Source organism: Thioclava sp. F1Mire-8, assembly GCF_002213165.1.
In the GTDB taxonomy this organism is placed as follows: domain Bacteria; phylum Pseudomonadota; class Alphaproteobacteria; order Rhodobacterales; family Rhodobacteraceae; genus Thioclava; species Thioclava nitratireducens.
Window position 1 is genome coordinate 472,114 of sequence record NZ_NBNY01000001.1, and the last position, 16,359, is coordinate 488,472.

The window sequence follows — 16,359 nt, forward strand, 5'->3', positions numbered from 1 at the left end:
GGAAGAACCATGCTTGATATCAAGAACCTGCACGTCAAACTGGAAGAAGAGGACAAGCAGATCCTCAAGGGCGTCAACCTGAGCGTCGAGTCCGGCAAGGTCCATGCGATCATGGGTCCGAACGGGTCCGGTAAGTCCACGCTGTCCTACGTGCTCTCGGGCCGCGATGGCTACGAGGTCACCGAAGGCGAGGCGCATCTCAACGACACCGACCTGCTCGATTCCGAGCCCGAAGAGCGCGCGGCGGCAGGCCTGTTCCTCGCGTTCCAATACCCGGTGGAAATTCCCGGCGTCGGCAACATGACCTTCCTGCGTACCGCGCTCAACGCACAGCGCAAGGCCCGCGGCGAGGAGGAAATCTCCGCTGGCGACTTCCTGAAACTGGTGCGCGGCAAGGCGAAATCGCTCAAGATCGACGCCGATATGCTGAAGCGCCCGGTCAATGTCGGCTTCTCGGGCGGTGAGAAGAAGCGTAACGAAATCCTTCAGATGGCGATCCTCGAGCCGAAAATGTGCATCCTCGACGAGACCGACTCCGGCCTCGACGTCGACGCGATGCGTCTCGTGGCCGAAGGCGTGAACGCGCTGCGCGACGAGGGCCGTTCCTTCCTCGTCATCACGCACTACCAGCGCCTGCTCGACCATATCAAACCCGATGTCGTCCACATCATGGCGGATGGCCGCATCATCGAGACCGGCGGGCCGGAACTGGCTCTCGAGGTCGAGAAGAACGGCTATGCCGACCTGCTCGCGAAACACGGGATCTCGGAGGTGATGGCGTAATGTCGGCAGTCGAGAAAATGACCCCCGCCGAGACGCGGCTGGCGCGCGTTTCTCTGCCCGAGGGCTTCGGGCCGCAACGTCGCGCCGCGCTGGACCGTCTGAACGCGATGGGCCTGCCGGGCCGTCGCGACGAATACTGGCGCTGGACCAACCCGACCGATTTCATCGCGCCCGATCCGGTGCCCGCCGCGCCCTTCGCGGATGACGAGCCCGAAATTTTCGGGGAAATCGATCGGCTGAAGATCGTATTCCGCGACGGTGTTTTCGATGCCGAGGCCTCCGACGATCTGGCGATGTCCGGTGTCGAAATCCTGCGTCTGGCCGATGCGCCCGACGTGAACTGGGCCAGCAGCCTTTACGGCACGCTGGAAGCCAACGGTCAGGATCCGGTGAAGCGTCCCTTCGCGGCGCTCAACACCGCGTCGGCGACCGATGGCGTTCTGATCCGCGTGACCGGTGCCGCCGAGAAACCCGTGAGCCTGATTTATACCCATGAGTCAGAGAGTTCCGACCCGATCCTTCATCACCTCGTGAAGCTGGAAGAGGGCGCGGAGATCACGGTTCTGGAGAACGGCCCGGCCGGGGCGCGCTTCAACCAGCTGATGGAAGTGGATGTCGCGAAACACGCGAAATTCCACCACATCCGCGTGCAGGGCCGCGACCATGAGCGTCGTGCGATCACCTCGATCTTCACCCGCGTCGCGGAAGAGGGCCTGTTCAAGAGCTTCACGCTGACCTCGAACGGGGTGCTGACGCGCAATGAATGCGTGATCGACATCGTGGGCGACGACGCGAACGCCCATGTCGCGGGCGCGGCTCTTGGCGATGGCAAGACCGGCAAGTTCCACCACGACGACACCGTCTTCATCACCCACGGGGCCGAGCGCGGCGAGAGCCGTCAGGTCTTCAAGAAAGTGCTGAAGAACGGCGCCGAGGGCATCTTCCAGGGCAAGATCCTCGTGAAGCCGGGCGCGCAGAAGACCGATGGCTACCAGATCAGCCAGTCGCTGCTGCTCGACGAGAACAGCCAGTTCCTCGCGAAGCCGGAACTCGAAATCTACGCCGATGACGTGCAGTGTTCGCACGGCTCGACCACCGGCGCGATCGACGAGACGGCGCTTTTCTACCTGCGCTCGCGCGGCGTGCCGGAAGAGGAAGCCACCGCGCTTCTGGTTCTGAGCTTCGTGGCCGATGCCATTGAAGAGATTGAGGAAGAGCGGTTCCGCGATGCGATCCTCACCCGGTTGGAAGGGTGGCTTTCGCGCCATCGCGGCTGAGGCGCCGCGATGTCCGCGACCGACGATATCCGGCGCAGCTACCGGCGTCCGCGCGTGGTGATGCGCGAGCATCTCGCGCGCCCGGCTTCTGAGCCGCGCGCGCTGGTCTTCCTGCTTGCGGCGCTGACCGTGATCTTCATCGCGCAATGGCCGCGGTTGTCGCGGATCGCCCATGAGATGCCCGACCAGCCGATGGTCGGGCTGATGATGGGCACGGTGCTGGCGCTGCTGGCCACCGTGCCCGTTTTCTACGCGATTGCGGCATTGAGCCACCTTGTGCTGCGCCTCCTTGGCGGGCAGGGAAGCTGGTATGGTGCGCGCGTCGCGCTGTTCTGGTCGCTTCTGGTGGTCTCGCCGCTGATGCTGCTGCAAGGGCTGGTCGCGGGGTTCATCGGACGCGGCGCGGAACTTTCGCTCGTCTCCGCGCTTGTGACCGTAGCCTTCGTCCTGCTATGGGGCGCAGCGTTGCGGGTGGTGGAATTCGAAGGAAAAACAAACTGATGCAGCCCGACCTTAAAGAATGGCTTATCCGCAGCTTCACCGATCCCAAATCGGTTGCGCGCGATTTGATCGGGCTGAATCTGAGCGGCAATGCGCGGTTCATGGCGATGGTGCTGGTTGTCGTGATGACGGCGATCCTCGGCACGCTCGCGCAGCTGGTGTTCTCGTTCATCACCAAGGTCGATATCGGCACGGTGACGCCGCCGCTGACCGTCGTGGGGCTGCAGGCAGCCCTTCTGGTCTATGGCGCCTTCGCCATGTCTTTCGTCGGCCAACGCTTTGGCGGGAATGGGAAATTCTCGGATGCGCTGCTGCTTCTGACCTGGATTGAATTCGTTCTGATGATAGGTCAGATGATCCAGGTCGTGCTTATGGTGTTCTTCCCGATCTCGGCCACTCTGATGTCGGTGCTGCTGGTGGCGCTGATGTTCTACTTGCTGGTGCAGTTCACGATGGTTCTGCACGGGTTCGAAAACCCCTTGGCGACCGGCTTCGGGGTTATCTTGACCTTTCTGGGCTCGGCGATGATCGCGGGGATCGTGCTGGTCTCGACCGGCCTCGTGCAAATGCCCGCAGACCCCGCGTCACTCTGAGGTGCTCCATGTATGATATCGAAAAAATCCGCGCGGATTTCCCGATCCTGACGCGAGAAGTGAACGGCAAGCCGTTGGTTTACCTCGATAACGGGGCCTCGGCGCAGAAGCCGCGCGTCGTGATCGACGCGATGACGCAGATGTACGAGCACGACTATTCCAATGTGCATCGCGGGCTGCATACGCTGTCCAATATCGCGACCGAGAAATACGAGAGCGTGCGCGGGATCGTCGCGCGCTTCCTGCATGTCGCAGATGAAGAGCAGATCGTGTTCACCACCGGCTCGACCGAGGGGATCAACCTCGTGAGCTACGCCTGGGGGGCGCCGAACCTCGAGCCGGGCGACGAGATCATCCTGTCGGTGATGGAGCACCACGCCAATATCGTGCCGTGGCATTTCCTGCGCGAGCGGCAGGGCGTGAAGCTGGTCTGGGTGGAGCCCGAGGCCGATGGCTCGCTGCCGCCCGAAAAGGTGCTGGAGGCGATCACGCCGCGCACCAAGCTGATCGCGATCACGCATATGTCGAACGTGCTGGGCACCCGGGTCGATGTGAAACCGATCGCGCAGGCAGCGCGCGCCCGCGGGATCGCCACGTTGGTCGATGGCTCGCAGGCGGCAGTGCATGGCCCCGTCGACATCGACGATCTGGGCTGCGATTTCTATGTCATTACCGGACATAAGCTATACGGGCCAAGCGGTTCCGGGGCGCTCTTCATTCACCGCGACCGGATGCTCGAGATGCGCCCATTCCTTGGCGGCGGCGACATGATCGACACCGTTACCCGCGATACGGTGATCTACAACACGCCGCCGATGAAATTCGAGGCGGGCACGCCCGGCATCGTGCAACAGATCGGCATGGGCGTCGCCCTCGATTACCTGATGGGGATCGGGATGGAGAACATCGCCGAGCATGAGCGCGACCTGCGCGACTACACGGCCGAGAAACTGAGCGGGCTGAACTGGCTCAACCAGCAGGGCACCGCGCCCGACAAGGGCGCGATCTTCTCGCTCACGCTGAACGGGCCGGCGCATCCGCATGACATCTCGACCATCCTCGACAAGCGGGGCGTCGCGGTGCGCGCGGGGCAACATTGCACCGGGCCGCTGATGGAATGGCTGGGCGTTTCCGCCACGGCGCGCGCGTCTTTCGGGATGTACAACACCCGCGAAGAGGCCGATGCGCTGATTTCCGCGCTGGAACTCTGCCACGATCTGCTAGGCTGAGGCGACCGCCCGGGCGAGAGACTTGCTTTTGCTGCGACGCAGCATAACTCTGCGGCAGGGAGGCGGGCAGCGAAAGGGCCGAGCCGATGAACCGCAAGAGCATCAATCTCGCATTGCAGGGCGGGGGCGCACATGGCGCGTTCACCTGGGGCGTTCTCGACCGATTTCTGGATGAAGAGTGGCTGGACTACGCGGCGATCTCCGGCACCTCTGCCGGGGCGCTGAACGGGGCCGCGTTCAAGGCGGGCTATGCGCGGAGCGGTCGCCAAGGCGCGCGCGAGTCGCTCGACGAACTTTGGAGCCAGGTGGCAGAAAGCGTCGATCTGCGGCTCGAGCGGTTGATGCCCGCGCAAGTGCCCGGCTCCGAGGCGCTGAAACGCTGGTTCGACGCTTTCACCCCTGCAGCCTTCATCGACGGCATATCGCGCGTCTTTTCGCCCTATGATGCAGGGCCGTTCTACGTCAATCCGCTGAGCTCGGTGGTCGAACGGTTCCGATATCGCGATGTCTGCGCGGAAGAGGGGCCACGGCTGCATGTCTCGGCGACCAATGTGCGCACCGGCAAGGTCCGTGTCTTCACCGGCGAAGAAATTACAGCGGATGCCATCCTCGCCTCGGCCTGCCTGCCCGAGATTTTCCAGGCGGTCGAGATCGACGAACCGAAGACGGGTCGGACAGAGGCGTATTGGGATGGCGGCTATACCGGCAATCCGCCGCTTTTCCCGCTGTTCGAACCCGCCTATCCGCGCGACGTTGTGGTGATTTCGATCAACCCCCTCTGGCGCGACGAGATCCCCCGGACGCCCGCGCAGATCGACGAGCGGATCAACGAAATCAGCTTCAACACCTCGCTGCTACGGGAATTGCGCGCGATCAATTTCGTGCATCGGCTGATCCGCGAAGACCGGCTGCCGGAGGGGTCGATGAAGGATGTGCTGATCCACATGATCGCCGATGACGACGTCATGACCGAGCTGGGTGCGAAGTCCAAAATCCTTCCCGAATGGGGGATGCTGGCAAAGCTGAAACTGGCAGGCCGGGCGGCGGCGGATCGCTGGCTCGAAGCTCACGCCGACAAGATCGGCAAAGAGGCGTCGACCGACCTTCAGGCGTTGTTCGACTGAATCTTCGCCTTCGACTTGCGCGGCTCCTTCACCGGTTTGGGCTGCGGATAGACGAGACCCGCCGAGATGATCAGCTTCGCCGCATCCTCGACCGACATCTGGAGATAGGTGACCTTCGATTCCGGCACGAAGAGCAGGAAGCCCGAGGTCGGGTTCGGCGTCGTCGGCAGGAACACCGAGATCAGCGGGTCGCCGTCCTCGGCCTGTGCCGCGATCTCGCCCTTCGCGGTCGACGACACGAAGGCGATCGCCTTCAGGCCCTCGCTCGGATACTCGATGATGCAGGCGCGGTCGAACTTGCCCTCGGACTGGCTGAGCACCGTTTCCGCGATCTGCTTGAGACCGTTATAGACCGTGCGCACGAAGGGCAGCCGGTCGACGATGCTTTCGCCGAAGCGGATCATCGTGCGGCCGAAAAAGCCCTTCGCGAGCCAGCCGACGATGACCGTGAATACCAGGAAGATGATGACGCCGAGCCCGCGTACATTGATGCCGATATAGCGTTCGGGGCGCAGCTCGGGCGGCACCAGCGGCAGCACCCAGCCGTCGACCCAACCGGCCATCGTCCACATCAGCCAGATCGTCAGGCCGATCGGCGCGACGACGATCAACCCGGTAAAGAAGGAGGCGCGCAGCGCGCCGAAACGCGAGCGGCGGCGCGGATGGGAATCGTCTTTGGTCATGTCAGGATGCGCCCTCTCGTGGCGATGCGTTGCCTGCTATCTAGGCAGCGCCGCCACGATGAGCAATGGTCCGCGTATCAGGCGCCGCGAGCTGTGATGATTTCGCCCGCGATTGCGGCAGCCAGACGGGCATTGTTCAGAACGAGGGCGATATTGGCCTCGAGCGAGCGGCCTTCGGTCAGTTCGAAGATGCGCGACAGCAGGAAAGGCGTGACGGCCTTCGCCGCGATGCCCTGCGCCTCGGCCTCGCTCAGCGCCTGTTCGATCACCGGCACGATCTCTTCGCGGGCAATCTCGGCTTCTTCGGGGATCGGGTTCGCGATCAGCTGGCCGCCTGGCAGACCGAGCGACGCGCGCGCGAGTTGCGACTTGGCGATCTCGGCGGCGCTATCGGCGCGCAGCGGCGCGGGAAGGCCGGAATTGCGCGACCAGAAAGCGGGGAAGGCGTCTTGCCCGTAGGCGATGACCGGGACGCCGTGGGTCTCCAGCACTTCGAGCGTCTTCGGCAGATCGAGGATCGCCTTCGCACCGGCCGCCACCACGCTGACCGGAGTCTGTGCCAGTTCCAGAAGGTCCGCGGAGATGTCGAAGCTGTCTTCGGCACCGCGATGGACGCCGCCGATCCCGCCGGTGGCGAAGACGTCGATGTCCGCGAGGTTCGCGCAGATCATCGTCGCGGCGACGGTGGTGGCCCCGGTCGCGCCCTTCGCGAGGCACACCGCCAGATCGGCGCGGCTCACCTTCATCGCGTCCTTGGTCTGCGCGAGCTGCTCCAGTTCCTCCGGCTCCAGCCCGATATGGATCTTGCCGCCCATCACCGCGATCGTGGCCGGTACCGCGCCCGCCTTGCGGATCTCGGCCTCGACCGCCTGCGCGGTTTCAAGATTCTGCGGATAGGGCATCCCGTGGGTAATGATCGTCGACTCCAGCGCGACGATGGGACGGTTTAGTGCTTTCGCATCAGCGACTTCGGCGGCGAAGGTGAGGGGGGCGGTCATGTGGCCAGTTCTCCGGAAACGTAGCGCGCGGCGGCGGTCAGAGCGCGCTCCAGCGCCTCCTCACGACCCGCGCCGCGCTGTTCGGCCACGAGATGCGCGGCCATGAAAGTATCACCCGCGCCGGTCACGCGGGTCACGAGGACGGGGGGCGGTGCCGAGGCGATCACGTTGCCCGCGACAGCACTTCCGTCGGCGGCCGCCTTGCCGCCATCCGTCACGAGCACGCGCTGCGCCCCGCGCTCCAGTAGCGTTTCGGCGGCGTGCTGGGCGCTGTCGAAGCGGCCCTGGCACAGGATGCCCGCCTCTTCGAGATTGACGTAAAGCGTCGCCGCCGGATGCGTCAGAAGTGGCATCAACCTTTCCGCCTTGCCGGGGCTGGCAGGCGCCACGCGCAGGTCGGCCTTGGCGAACAGAGGCGAATGCGCGATCTGGCTGAGCAGAGCCTCGGTCAGGTTGCCGTCGAGTGCGATGGCGCCGGTCCACGGCTCGTTTTCGGTGCCGAGCCGCCCGTCGGAAAGCGGTGCGAGGATCTTCTCGCCCGCAGCCTCGAGCGAATGCGCATCCGCGATCGCCGCGATCAGCCCGTTCGCCCCTTCGATCGCCATGTAGCGGTCGGTCGGCAGATCGTCGGAGCGGTAGAGATAGCTGCAATCGACGCCCAGCACCTCGGCGGTCCGGATCAGGTCGTTGCCCTGGCTGTCGCGCCCAAGCGCGGTGAGTACGGCCGGTTTCAGCCCGAACCGATGGAGCGTCATCGCGATGTTCATCGCAACGCCGCCGGGCAGCCGCTCGATCCGCCCCGGCACGTCGGAGCCCTCGTGCATATGCACCGAGGCGCGGCCGATGATGTCCCACAGGACCGAACCGATGCACAGAATATCAGGTCTGGATTCGCTCATGCGCGGTTCTTGGCGCGGTTTCGGGAGCGGGGCAAGGGGGCTTGGCCCCCGCTCGGGTGGCTCAGGCGCGGCGCGACTTGAGGAACGCCCAGAGCCAGATGCCCGCAAGAACGAGCGAGCCGATTGCGTTGAGGTTCGCCATGGTGATGCCGAAGATGTCCCACGGAATCTCGTCGCAGCGCACCAGCGGGGCCTCGTTTATCTGCTTGAGCAGGTCGGCGGCGGAGACGGTGGTGTCGACGCCATTCGAGGTGCAATCGGTCGGACCTTGGAAGATCTTCCGCTCGACGCCCGAATGATAGAAGCCCAGCACCGAGGTCGTCAGCGCCGCCAGCATGCCCAGAAGCGCAGTCCAGCCCGGCAGGCGGAAGGCGAGGATCGCAAGTCCGATCAGGATTGCGACCAGATGCGGCCAGCGTTGCAGCAGGCACAGGTGGCAGGGCGCATAGCCCAAGGCCTGAAACACGAAGGCCCCGGCCAGCACGACGGCGGAACCAGCGGCGGCGAGGCCGACGAGGCCGCGGAAAGAGGTCAGGGTTTGCAGGCGATCTTGCATCGGAGGCCTCAGAGATATTTCAGGAGATAGAACCCGCCGATCAGCAGGATGACGAAGATAGTGAAGAGCGGGCCGAGCCAACGTTCGATGAAGGTCTTGATCGGCTCGCCGAATTTCCAAAGGAGGCCAGCGACCACGAAGAAGCGCAGCGCGCGGGCGATGAAGGAGACGCAAAGGAAGAGAACCGGGCTCAGGTTCGTGGCGCCCGCGAAGATCGTGATCACCTTATAGGGGAAAGGCGTGACACCTGCGATCAGCACGGCCCAGCCGCCCATCTGGTTGAACCGGGCGGCGAGTGTGTTGAAATCGTCCGCCTTGCCGTAGAAGTCCAGCACCGGCCTGCCGATCGCGTCCATGAAACCATAACCGATCAGGTAGCCCAGACAGCCGCCCGCGACCGACGACAGCGTCGCCACCAGCGCGATGCGCCAAGCCGCCCAGGGCCGGGCGAGGATCATCGGGATCATCAGGACATCCGGAGGGATCGGGAAGACCGAGGCCTCGATGAAGGCGACGGCGGCGAGATACCACATCGCATGCGGGTGGCTCGCGCGGGCCATCGTCCAGTCGTAGATGCGGCGGATCATGGCGGCATCCTTTTCCTTGCTGCTCGGATCGCTTCATCTCCCGCGCGGGCCGCAAGGTCAAGTCACGCGCGTCGCACCTTTGCTTTTGCGGGCCTCGCGCTAGACTTCACGAAAAAGCGAGGGAGGCATTCGCAAATGCAATGGCGTGGACGGCGCGGCAGCCGCAATATCGAGGACCGGCGCGGCCAGCGCAGGGCAGGGGGCGGCGCAATCCGTCTGGGCGGCGGCGGCCTCGGTGTGGTCGCGATCATCGTGGTGGCCTATTTCCTCGGGATCGATCTGACGCCGCTGCTCGATGGCGGTGCGGGCTCGGGGCCGGTGATCACGCAATCGGGCGAGCTGAGCGAACGCGAGAAGGCGATGGGTGATTTCGTCTCGGTGACGCTGGCCGATACCGAGGAGGTCTGGCAGGGCGTGTTCCAATCCGACCTGGGACGGCAATACGATCCGGCGGTGCTGGTACTCTTTAGCGGGGTCACGCAATCGCCCTGCGGCAATGCGAGCGGCGCGACGGGGCCGTTCTACTGTCCGGGCGATCAGAAAATCTATCTCGATACGGCGTTTTTCGACACGCTGAGCCAGCAGCTCGGCGCGCGGGGCGATTTCGCCGCCGCCTATGTCGTGGCGCATGAGGTGGCCCACCACGTTCAGGACGAGCTGGGGATTCTCGGTAAGGTTAACGAAGTGCGCGCGCAAAGCTCCGAGGCGCAGGCTAATGCGCTCTCGGTGCGCATCGAGTTGCAGGCCGATTGCTTCTCAGGGATCTGGGCGCGCCGCGCCGAAGATCAGATCGGCGCGATCGAGCCGGGCGACATCGCGGAGGCCATGAACGCCGCGGCACGGATCGGGGACGATACGCTGCAACGCGAGGCTGGCCGGGTGCCGATGCCCGACAGCTTCACCCATGGCAGTTCCGCTCAACGGCAACGCTGGTTCGAGCGGGGCTATCTGAGCGGTGAGCTCAAACAATGCGACACGTTTTCAACGCGTAACCTCTAAGCGTACTTGCCTCGGGCGCGGCTGCGCGCTAGAGGATTCGGACTGGGCCCGAGTGGCGGAATGGTAGACGCAGCGGATTCAAAATCCGCCGCTGCAAGGCGTGTCGGTTCGAGTCCGACCTCGGGCACCAGACCTTCCGCAAAATGACAGATCCGCGCGCCGATGGTGACCCGGCCGGCGCATCTTTGTTCCTATGTCTTGTCGGGGCCGCATTTTCCGGGCTCGCAAGACTTTGTCCAAATTTGGCGTCATCGTGAAAAGCGGCGTCTTGGAACGTGGTTAGCAAAAGATGATTCGAAGTAATCTCGTTTCGTTCTCAGAACAAACGGGCGCGAGATACCGGATTGCTGCGCGGTCGAGGACAATTAAGACTTATCCGTGGGAGAAATATCGCTGCGATTGGGGTCATCCCAGGAAACAAACTCGCCCGGTTATTGTCGCTAAATCGAAAACAGTTTTTCGCCTTTCGCAACGGGTCCGACAAATACCTTTCAACCACCGGTTTAAATGTGGCGAAACTTAGGCATGGTTCCTGTCTAAAAAGATAGGTCGATCTTTTGGTAAACGGAAACGGTGTTTAAAAACAGTCACTTCGCGATTCGGATTATTGATGACCGTTTCCCGGGCATTTCCTCGAAATGAGGCAAGAAAGCGGCAAATTCCCCTTTTCTTTGTGGCGGTCGCGAGGGCAGATTGAGGCCAAGCCCTGCTGGGGGGCGATTGGCCATGGGGGTGGCCAAAGAGAAGAGTTGTCGAAAGAGAGCTCGCCCGGCGCTGCCAAGGGGACCGATCCATAACGGCCTCGACCATGAGGGCAAAGGAGACGCAGAGCGATCTGCGGCGACTTTGCCGGCAGCGCCCGCGCGCGCCGACGCTGGCCAATTCTTCTCAAAAAACACGTTCGGACTTCGGATCCGGACACGTCACGGCGCCGCCGCTTTGCGCCCTAGGGAAGATACGCCACGGCGCGGGGCCAGGGAGCCAAGCGGACGGCAAAGGAGAGTTGGGGATGACTTATTTCTACTATCATCACGACGACGATGATTGCGACAAGAATTCCGATCCGAATGCTACCAACGACAGCGCGAGCGTTAAGTACAATACCGCGCAGACGATCGCCGTTCTCGCGAATGACAGCGACCCCGATGGCGACCCGCTCAAGGTGCAGTGGGCGAGCGACCCGGCGCATGGCTCGGTCACGGTGAATGCCGATGGCACGATCACCTACACGCCCGATCCCAACTATTCCGGCACCGACAGCTTTACCTACAAGATCTATGACGGGCAGGGCGGCTACGACACCGCGACCGTTACGATCAACGTGAGCGCGCCCGACGGTATCGTCGAAGGCACCTCCGGCGGCGACCTGATAGACGATCATTACACCGGCGATCCCGAAGGCGACATGGTCGACAATAACGACGCGATCCTTCCGGGCGCCGCGCCGAATGACGACTACATCATCGCGGGCGACGGCAATGACACGGTCTATGCCGGTCAGGGCGACGACTCCGTCGAGGGCGGCCAGGGCGACGATCTGATCTATGGCGAGGGCGGCAACGACACGATCTCGGGCGACGCCGGGAACGACACGATCTACGGCGACAACGATCCGGCCGGTGGCCCCGCGGCCGATCCGGTCTCGGAAACCGTGGACTGGAGCCATTTCCAGACCGATTGCGGCGAGGTGAAGGACCAGACTGTCGATCTGGGCGAGACCAAGGTCCATTTCGACTTCCAGTCGCAGGATTACGGGGCGAAGGCGACGCTGACGACCTCTGCGCAATATACCGAAGCGGGCGAGAACTTCGACAGCTGCTCGGCACTGCAGCTCTACGGTGCGGGCGGCGATTGCGAAGGCGGTGTGTCGCCGACCTCGACGACCGTCCTGACTTTCTCTTCGGACAATAGCGATTACACCGGTGAGGTTCAGGGGCTGAGCTTCCGGATCAACGATCTCGATCGTTCGGACAGCTATGATGACCATGTCGATGTCGTGACGCTCTCGGCCGTCGATGCCGATGGCAACCCGGTCGCGATCACGATCGATCCCGAGGGCAACCAGACGGTCACCGACAATGGCGACGGCACCTACACCATCACCGGTGGCGATCAGGACGACGGCAGCCTGCATCAGGACGACAAGATCGGTTCGGTCAAGGTCACCATCAATGATCCGACCGCAAAGCTGAGCATCGCCTATTCGAATGGCGGGGCGACGGATCAGGCGATCTCGATCACCGACATGACCTATGACACCTGCCCGGTGGAAAATGATCCGGGCGAGCCCGGCGACGACAGCCTGATGGGCGGTCTGGGCGATGACGTGCTCTACGGTCAGCAAGGCAACGACACGCTGGAGGGCGGTCACGGATCGGACAATCTCGATGGCGGCCAGGGTAACGATACGCTCGATGGCGGCGCGGATGCGGACACCGTCTCCGGTGGCGACGATCGCGATCTGTTCATAGTGGGGTCCTCGACCGATGGCATCGGAGACACGCTCGACGGCGGCGAAGGCGGCGACGATTACGACACGCTCGACCTGCAGGGCGCGGGGCCGCTGCGTGTTCATTCCACGGTCACCGATTACGATCCGGTCTCGGGTGTCAGCACCTATGCCGGGACGGTCGACTTCCTCGACGGCTCGGGCAATGTCACCGGTACGCTCGAATTCTCCAACATGGAAGAGGTCATCCCCTGCTTCACGCCGGGTACTCTGATCGCGACGCCGCGTGGCGAGGTTCCGGTGGAGACGCTGCGCGAAGGCGACAAGGTCCTGACCCGCGATAACGGCATTCAGGAGGTCCGCTGGGCCGGCCGCGCCGACATGACGCATGAGCAGCTCGCGCGCGCACCGCATCTCAAGCCGGTGCTGATCCGCAAGGGCTCGCTCGGCAACGACCTGCCCGAGCGCGACATGATGGTCTCGCCGAACCACCGAATGCTCGTCGCCAATGACAAGACTGCGCTCTATTTCGAAGAGCACGAGGTTCTCGTCGCGGCCAAGCATCTCGTCGGTAATCAGGGCGTGGACACGGTGGAGACGCTGGGCACCAGCTACCTGCACTTCATGTTCGACCGCCACGAGGTCCTGCTCGCCAATGGTGCCTGGACCGAGAGCTTCCAGCCCGGCGACCAGACGCTGGGCGGGATGGGCAATTCGCAGCGTCAGGAAATCTTCGAGATCTTCCCGGAACTGCAGACCGCGAAGGGCCGCGAGGCCTATCAGGCGGCGCGCAAGACGCTCAAGAAGCATGAAGCCAACGTCCTGCGCATGAGTTGACGCGCAGGCCTCGTCAGAGGCCCCGCCAGCCCAATAACTGCGACCGCGTCCGGGATGTTTCCGGGGCGCGGCGCTGCCGTGTTGTTTCCGCAACTCGAACAATTCGTTTCCGCTAATCCGCACGTAGAGACGCCATCACGCGTTTTCGCCTCAGGGTTTTGTCGCTATCGTGTGAAGGAAGGGGGCCTCGACTGCTGGGAGGCAGGAGGATCGGATGACGCGGAGCATGCGCGCAACGGATATCGCGGAGATTTTGGCGCAATCGCCGGCTCAGGGGCTGCGATGTACCGCGATGGCGCGCACCGAGTCGCTGCGCCTGGAATTCGACAGCCATGACGAGACGGACGGCCATATCAGTGGCTTTGACGCATCCGGAGATACGGTTTTTTCCGGCTCCATCGCTGCGTTTCGCGCGGCCATTCCCTGCGTGACGCCCGAGACGCGGGTCGCAACCGAGGCTGGCGGTGTTCCTGCGGGCGATTTGCGCCCCGGTGCGCGGCTGGTGACGCGCGAGTCCGGCGTTCAGACGCTGCGCTGGATCGGTTCACGAGTGTTCACGGCTGCCGATCTCGCGCTCAATCCTCTGCTGAGCCCGGTGCGTATCCGCGCGGGCGCGCTTGGCGAGGGGCATCCGGTGCAGGATATGCGCGTATCACCCAATCACCGTCTGATGTCGCCGCTACGGGGGAATCTCGTTTCCGCGCAAGAGCTTGTCGGGCTGGACGGGGTCGAGGCCGAGCGGGCGGCGGGCGGCGTGCGCTATCTGCAACTGCTACTCGACGCGCCGGAAATGTTGCTCTGCGACGGACTATGGGTTGAGAGTTTCCGACCGGAGTTGGCGATGCTGGCGGGCTTCGATGCGGCGCAGCGGGCGGAGCTTCTGGCGCTGCGCCCCGATCTGTCCCGGCGCGACGCCGAGGCCGCCTTGCCCGAGACGCACCCCACCGAGTGATTTTCATCAACCGCAAAAAAGAGCCGGGCACTGAGGCCCGGCCAATAGACGATTCCGGTCAGGGGAATTGCCCGGATCGTTCGCGTCACAGGAAGCGGCGCACTTCTTGCCGGGCAATCTCCCGGCTGATTCCGATATCTTTGAGCAGATGGTCATCGAGTTTCTCCAGCGCCATCCGCGAACGGCGCGCTTCGAGGACGCGCGCAACGCGCGCGATCAGGCTCAGACGGCCATGACGAGCGGGAACGGGACGGGTCCGCGACAGGGTAAACATTGCGATGCCTTTCTGTATTGATACAATGTGGCGTTTGTTGCTATAAGAGGGATACAATACCTCAAAATAAGCAACCAGAGAAATATTGTGACTGATACAAGCTGGTCTCCCCAACTCGCCCATATCGCCGGACCGAAATATCTCGCGCTGGTGCGCGCGCTGCGCGAAGGGATCCGTCGCGGAGACCTGAAACCGGGCGCAAAACTCCCTACGGTCAGGGACTTGGCCTGGTCACTGGGGGTGACCCCCGGCACGGTCGCGCGGGGCTACCAAATCGCCACGCAGGAGGGGCTGCTGGAGGCCAAGGTGGGACGCGGCACCTTTGTATCGACACAAACGCAGCGACTCGGCCCGCGCGAGCCGCTTTACCGCCATACCGGGGAGGAGATCGACGCAACCCCTGACGATCTGGTCAACCTCCGATCGCCACAATTGCCCGATGTCGGCCAGACAAAAGCGTTACAATGGGCGATGGAGGAAGCTGCGCGCTCGATCGGCAAGACCTACCTGCAATATCCCGGTCTGCGCCGCGACGCCTATTGCCGCGAGGCGGTGCTCGACTGGTTTCCGAAAGATTGCTCGCTCGCCTCTATCCTGAACGCGGATGACCTTGTGCTGACGCATGGCGGGCAGAACGGGATCAACCTCGTGATGCAGACCTGCCTGCGTGGCGATCGGCCCGGCGTTTATATCGAGGAGCTGGCCTATCCCGGCTTCCGTCACGCCGCACGGCTCAACCGCGCAGAGGTCCATCCCGTCGCCATCGACGAACAGGGAATGATGCCCGATGCGCTCGACGCGGCCTGCCGCAAACATGGCGGTCAGATCGTTTGCATCACGCCCGACGCACAGAACCCCACGGCGGGGCGGATGGATGTCGCGCGCCGCGAGGCGCTGGTCGAGGTCGCGCGCCGCCATGACCTGCAGATCATAGAGGACGATTGCTACACCGCGCCGGTCACCGGCCTGCCGAGCTTCCGGGTGATCGCGCCCGAGCGCAGCTGGCATATCACATCTCTGTCGAAGACGATCTCGGCGGGCATGCGCTTCGGCATCGTCGCAGCCCCCGAAGGCATGGGCGAAGTGGGGCGGCTAGCCGCCCAGCACAGCTTCTTCGGCCTCGCACGGCCGATCACCGACATGGTCGCCCGGCTCTTCGAGAGCGGCGAGGCGATGCGTCTTCGCTATGCCGCGCAGGAGGAAATGGGTCGGCGGTTGCAGATGACGGTGCAATCGCTGGCGGGACAGGATTTCAACTGGCTGCCGGGGCTGAGCTTCCTTTGGCTGAAGCTGCCGATGGGCTGGCGTGGCTCCACCTTCGCGCGCATGGCGGAGATGGAAGGCGTGCTGCTGCGCTCGGCCGATGAATATGTCGTGCAGGACGGGCAGGCGCCCAACGCGGTGCGCATCGCGATGGCGGGCTCGGTCCCCGAAGAGCGCTTCCGTACCGCGCTGCGAACGCTGACGGGGCTGCTGGAGCGGATGCCCGACGATCTGCCGGTCTGAGGGCTGAGGCCTGACGCCGCGCCGCCGAAGCGCGCTGCACAAAATTACGGCATCTGCCTTGCCCTTGCGCGAGTAGGGGCGCTTGCCCTCTTTTCACGCCCGCGCCCTTGTG

16 protein-coding genes and 1 tRNA gene are annotated in these 16,359 nt (G+C 63.7%); 11 read left to right on the forward strand and 6 right to left on the reverse strand.

Annotated elements, in window-relative coordinates; all coding sequences use genetic code 11:
* Window positions 1–9 precede the first annotated feature (9 nt).
* From sufC to B6V75_RS02260, 6 genes are all read left to right on the forward strand, one after another.
* Window positions 10–783 carry a Fe-S cluster assembly ATPase SufC gene (gene sufC / locus B6V75_RS02235; RefSeq protein ID WP_075774850.1) on the forward strand — a complete coding sequence of 258 codons (774 nt, stop codon included), beginning with the start codon at window positions 10–12 and terminating at the stop codon, window positions 781–783.
* Complete coding sequence (sufD, locus tag B6V75_RS02240; protein ID WP_088718583.1) at window positions 783–2,060, forward strand: Fe-S cluster assembly protein SufD; 1,278 nt, start codon at window positions 783–785, stop codon at window positions 2,058–2,060. The genes sufC and sufD overlap by 1 nt, the downstream gene beginning before the upstream one ends.
* 9 nt (window positions 2,061–2,069) lie before the next feature.
* The gene (locus tag B6V75_RS02245; protein ID WP_075774848.1) at window positions 2,070–2,561 is read left to right on the forward strand and encodes a Yip1 family protein; all 492 of its coding nucleotides are present in this window, start codon (window positions 2,070–2,072) and stop codon (window positions 2,559–2,561) included.
* The gene (locus B6V75_RS02250; RefSeq protein WP_075774847.1) at window positions 2,561–3,154 is read left to right on the forward strand and encodes a YIP1 family protein; all 594 of its coding nucleotides are present in this window, start codon (window positions 2,561–2,563) and stop codon (window positions 3,152–3,154) included. The genes B6V75_RS02245 and B6V75_RS02250 overlap by 1 nt, the downstream gene beginning before the upstream one ends.
* An 8-nt stretch (window positions 3,155–3,162) precedes the next feature.
* Window positions 3,163–4,383: a cysteine desulfurase gene (locus B6V75_RS02255; RefSeq protein WP_075774846.1), complete on the forward strand. Its 1,221-nt coding sequence runs from the start codon at window positions 3,163–3,165 to the stop codon at window positions 4,381–4,383.
* 86 nt (window positions 4,384–4,469) lie between these two features.
* Window positions 4,470–5,507, forward strand: a complete 1,038-nt coding sequence (locus tag B6V75_RS02260; RefSeq protein ID WP_088718584.1) for a patatin-like phospholipase family protein — start codon at window positions 4,470–4,472, stop codon at window positions 5,505–5,507.
* Here the strand turns inward: B6V75_RS02260 and B6V75_RS02265 are convergent.
* From B6V75_RS02265 to B6V75_RS02285, 5 genes are all read right to left on the reverse strand, one after another.
* Window positions 5,489–6,190 carry a DUF502 domain-containing protein gene (locus B6V75_RS02265; protein WP_075774844.1) on the reverse strand — a complete coding sequence of 234 codons (702 nt, stop codon included), beginning with the start codon at window positions 6,188–6,190 and terminating at the stop codon, window positions 5,489–5,491. The genes B6V75_RS02260 and B6V75_RS02265 overlap by 19 nt on opposite strands.
* 77 nt (window positions 6,191–6,267) lie before the next feature.
* Window positions 6,268–7,188, reverse strand: coding sequence for a pseudouridine-5'-phosphate glycosidase (locus B6V75_RS02270; protein WP_088718585.1), 921 nt, complete (start codon window positions 7,186–7,188; stop codon window positions 6,268–6,270).
* Entirely contained in the window at window positions 7,185–8,087 is a 903-nt protein-coding gene (locus tag B6V75_RS02275; protein WP_088718586.1) for a PfkB family carbohydrate kinase, read from the reverse strand. The genes B6V75_RS02270 and B6V75_RS02275 overlap by 4 nt, the downstream gene beginning before the upstream one ends.
* A 61-nt stretch (window positions 8,088–8,148) precedes the next feature.
* Window positions 8,149–8,643 carry a disulfide bond formation protein B gene (locus B6V75_RS02280; protein ID WP_199224636.1) on the reverse strand — a complete coding sequence of 165 codons (495 nt, stop codon included), beginning with the start codon at window positions 8,641–8,643 and terminating at the stop codon, window positions 8,149–8,151.
* Between the two features lie 8 nt (window positions 8,644–8,651).
* Window positions 8,652–9,230, reverse strand: coding sequence for a YqaA family protein (locus B6V75_RS02285; protein ID WP_088718587.1), 579 nt, complete (start codon window positions 9,228–9,230; stop codon window positions 8,652–8,654).
* Between the two features lie 135 nt (window positions 9,231–9,365).
* Between B6V75_RS02285 and B6V75_RS02290 the strand changes: the two genes are divergently transcribed.
* From B6V75_RS02290 to B6V75_RS02305, 4 genes are all read left to right on the forward strand, one after another.
* Entirely contained in the window at window positions 9,366–10,229 is an 864-nt protein-coding gene (locus B6V75_RS02290) for a neutral zinc metallopeptidase (RefSeq protein ID WP_088718588.1), read from the forward strand.
* A gap of 46 nt (window positions 10,230–10,275) precedes the next feature.
* Window positions 10,276–10,359 (forward strand) — tRNA-Leu (locus tag B6V75_RS02295).
* Window positions 10,360–11,238: 879 nt separating this feature from the next.
* Complete coding sequence (locus B6V75_RS02300) at window positions 11,239–13,515, forward strand: Hint domain-containing protein (RefSeq protein WP_168174423.1); 2,277 nt, start codon at window positions 11,239–11,241, stop codon at window positions 13,513–13,515.
* A gap of 214 nt (window positions 13,516–13,729) precedes the next feature.
* A complete protein-coding gene (locus B6V75_RS02305; RefSeq protein ID WP_075774838.1) occupies window positions 13,730–14,467 on the forward strand; it encodes a Hint domain-containing protein in 738 nt (245 codons plus the stop codon).
* Window positions 14,468–14,552: 85 nt separating this feature from the next.
* Here the strand turns inward: B6V75_RS02305 and B6V75_RS18405 are convergent, their stop codons facing one another.
* Window positions 14,553–14,741, reverse strand: coding sequence for a DUF1127 domain-containing protein (locus B6V75_RS18405; RefSeq protein ID WP_109171954.1), 189 nt, complete (start codon window positions 14,739–14,741; stop codon window positions 14,553–14,555).
* An 87-nt stretch (window positions 14,742–14,828) separates the two neighbouring features.
* Here B6V75_RS18405 and B6V75_RS02315 point away from each other — a divergent pair, with 87 nt between their 5' ends.
* Entirely contained in the window at window positions 14,829–16,247 is a 1,419-nt protein-coding gene (locus B6V75_RS02315; protein WP_088718589.1) for a PLP-dependent aminotransferase family protein, read from the forward strand.
* The last annotated feature ends 112 nt before the right edge of the window (window positions 16,248–16,359 follow it).

Coding starts and splice junctions, on each gene's coding strand:
- B6V75_RS02270 (WP_088718585.1), bottom strand. CDS start 7,188: ATGACCGCCCCCCTCACCTTCGCCGCCGAAGTCGCTGATGCGAAAGCA.
- B6V75_RS02300 (WP_168174423.1), top strand. CDS start 11,239: ATGACTTATTTCTACTATCATCACGACGACGATGATTGCGACAAGAAT.
- B6V75_RS02285 (WP_088718587.1), bottom strand. CDS start 9,230: ATGATCCGCCGCATCTACGACTGGACGATGGCCCGCGCGAGCCACCCG.
- B6V75_RS02255 (WP_075774846.1), top strand. CDS start 3,163: ATGTATGATATCGAAAAAATCCGCGCGGATTTCCCGATCCTGACGCGA.
- B6V75_RS02275 (WP_088718586.1), bottom strand. CDS start 8,087: ATGAGCGAATCCAGACCTGATATTCTGTGCATCGGTTCGGTCCTGTGG.
- B6V75_RS02245 (WP_075774848.1), top strand. CDS start 2,070: ATGTCCGCGACCGACGATATCCGGCGCAGCTACCGGCGTCCGCGCGTG.
- sufD (WP_088718583.1), top strand. CDS start 783: ATGTCGGCAGTCGAGAAAATGACCCCCGCCGAGACGCGGCTGGCGCGC.
- B6V75_RS18405 (WP_109171954.1), bottom strand. CDS start 14,741: ATGTTTACCCTGTCGCGGACCCGTCCCGTTCCCGCTCGTCATGGCCGT.
- sufC (WP_075774850.1), top strand. CDS start 10: ATGCTTGATATCAAGAACCTGCACGTCAAACTGGAAGAAGAGGACAAG.
- B6V75_RS02265 (WP_075774844.1), bottom strand. CDS start 6,190: ATGACCAAAGACGATTCCCATCCGCGCCGCCGCTCGCGTTTCGGCGCG.
- B6V75_RS02290 (WP_088718588.1), top strand. CDS start 9,366: ATGCAATGGCGTGGACGGCGCGGCAGCCGCAATATCGAGGACCGGCGC.
- B6V75_RS02260 (WP_088718584.1), top strand. CDS start 4,470: ATGAACCGCAAGAGCATCAATCTCGCATTGCAGGGCGGGGGCGCACAT.
- B6V75_RS02250 (WP_075774847.1), top strand. CDS start 2,561: ATGCAGCCCGACCTTAAAGAATGGCTTATCCGCAGCTTCACCGATCCC.
- B6V75_RS02305 (WP_075774838.1), top strand. CDS start 13,730: ATGACGCGGAGCATGCGCGCAACGGATATCGCGGAGATTTTGGCGCAA.
- B6V75_RS02280 (WP_199224636.1), bottom strand. CDS start 8,643: ATGCAAGATCGCCTGCAAACCCTGACCTCTTTCCGCGGCCTCGTCGGC.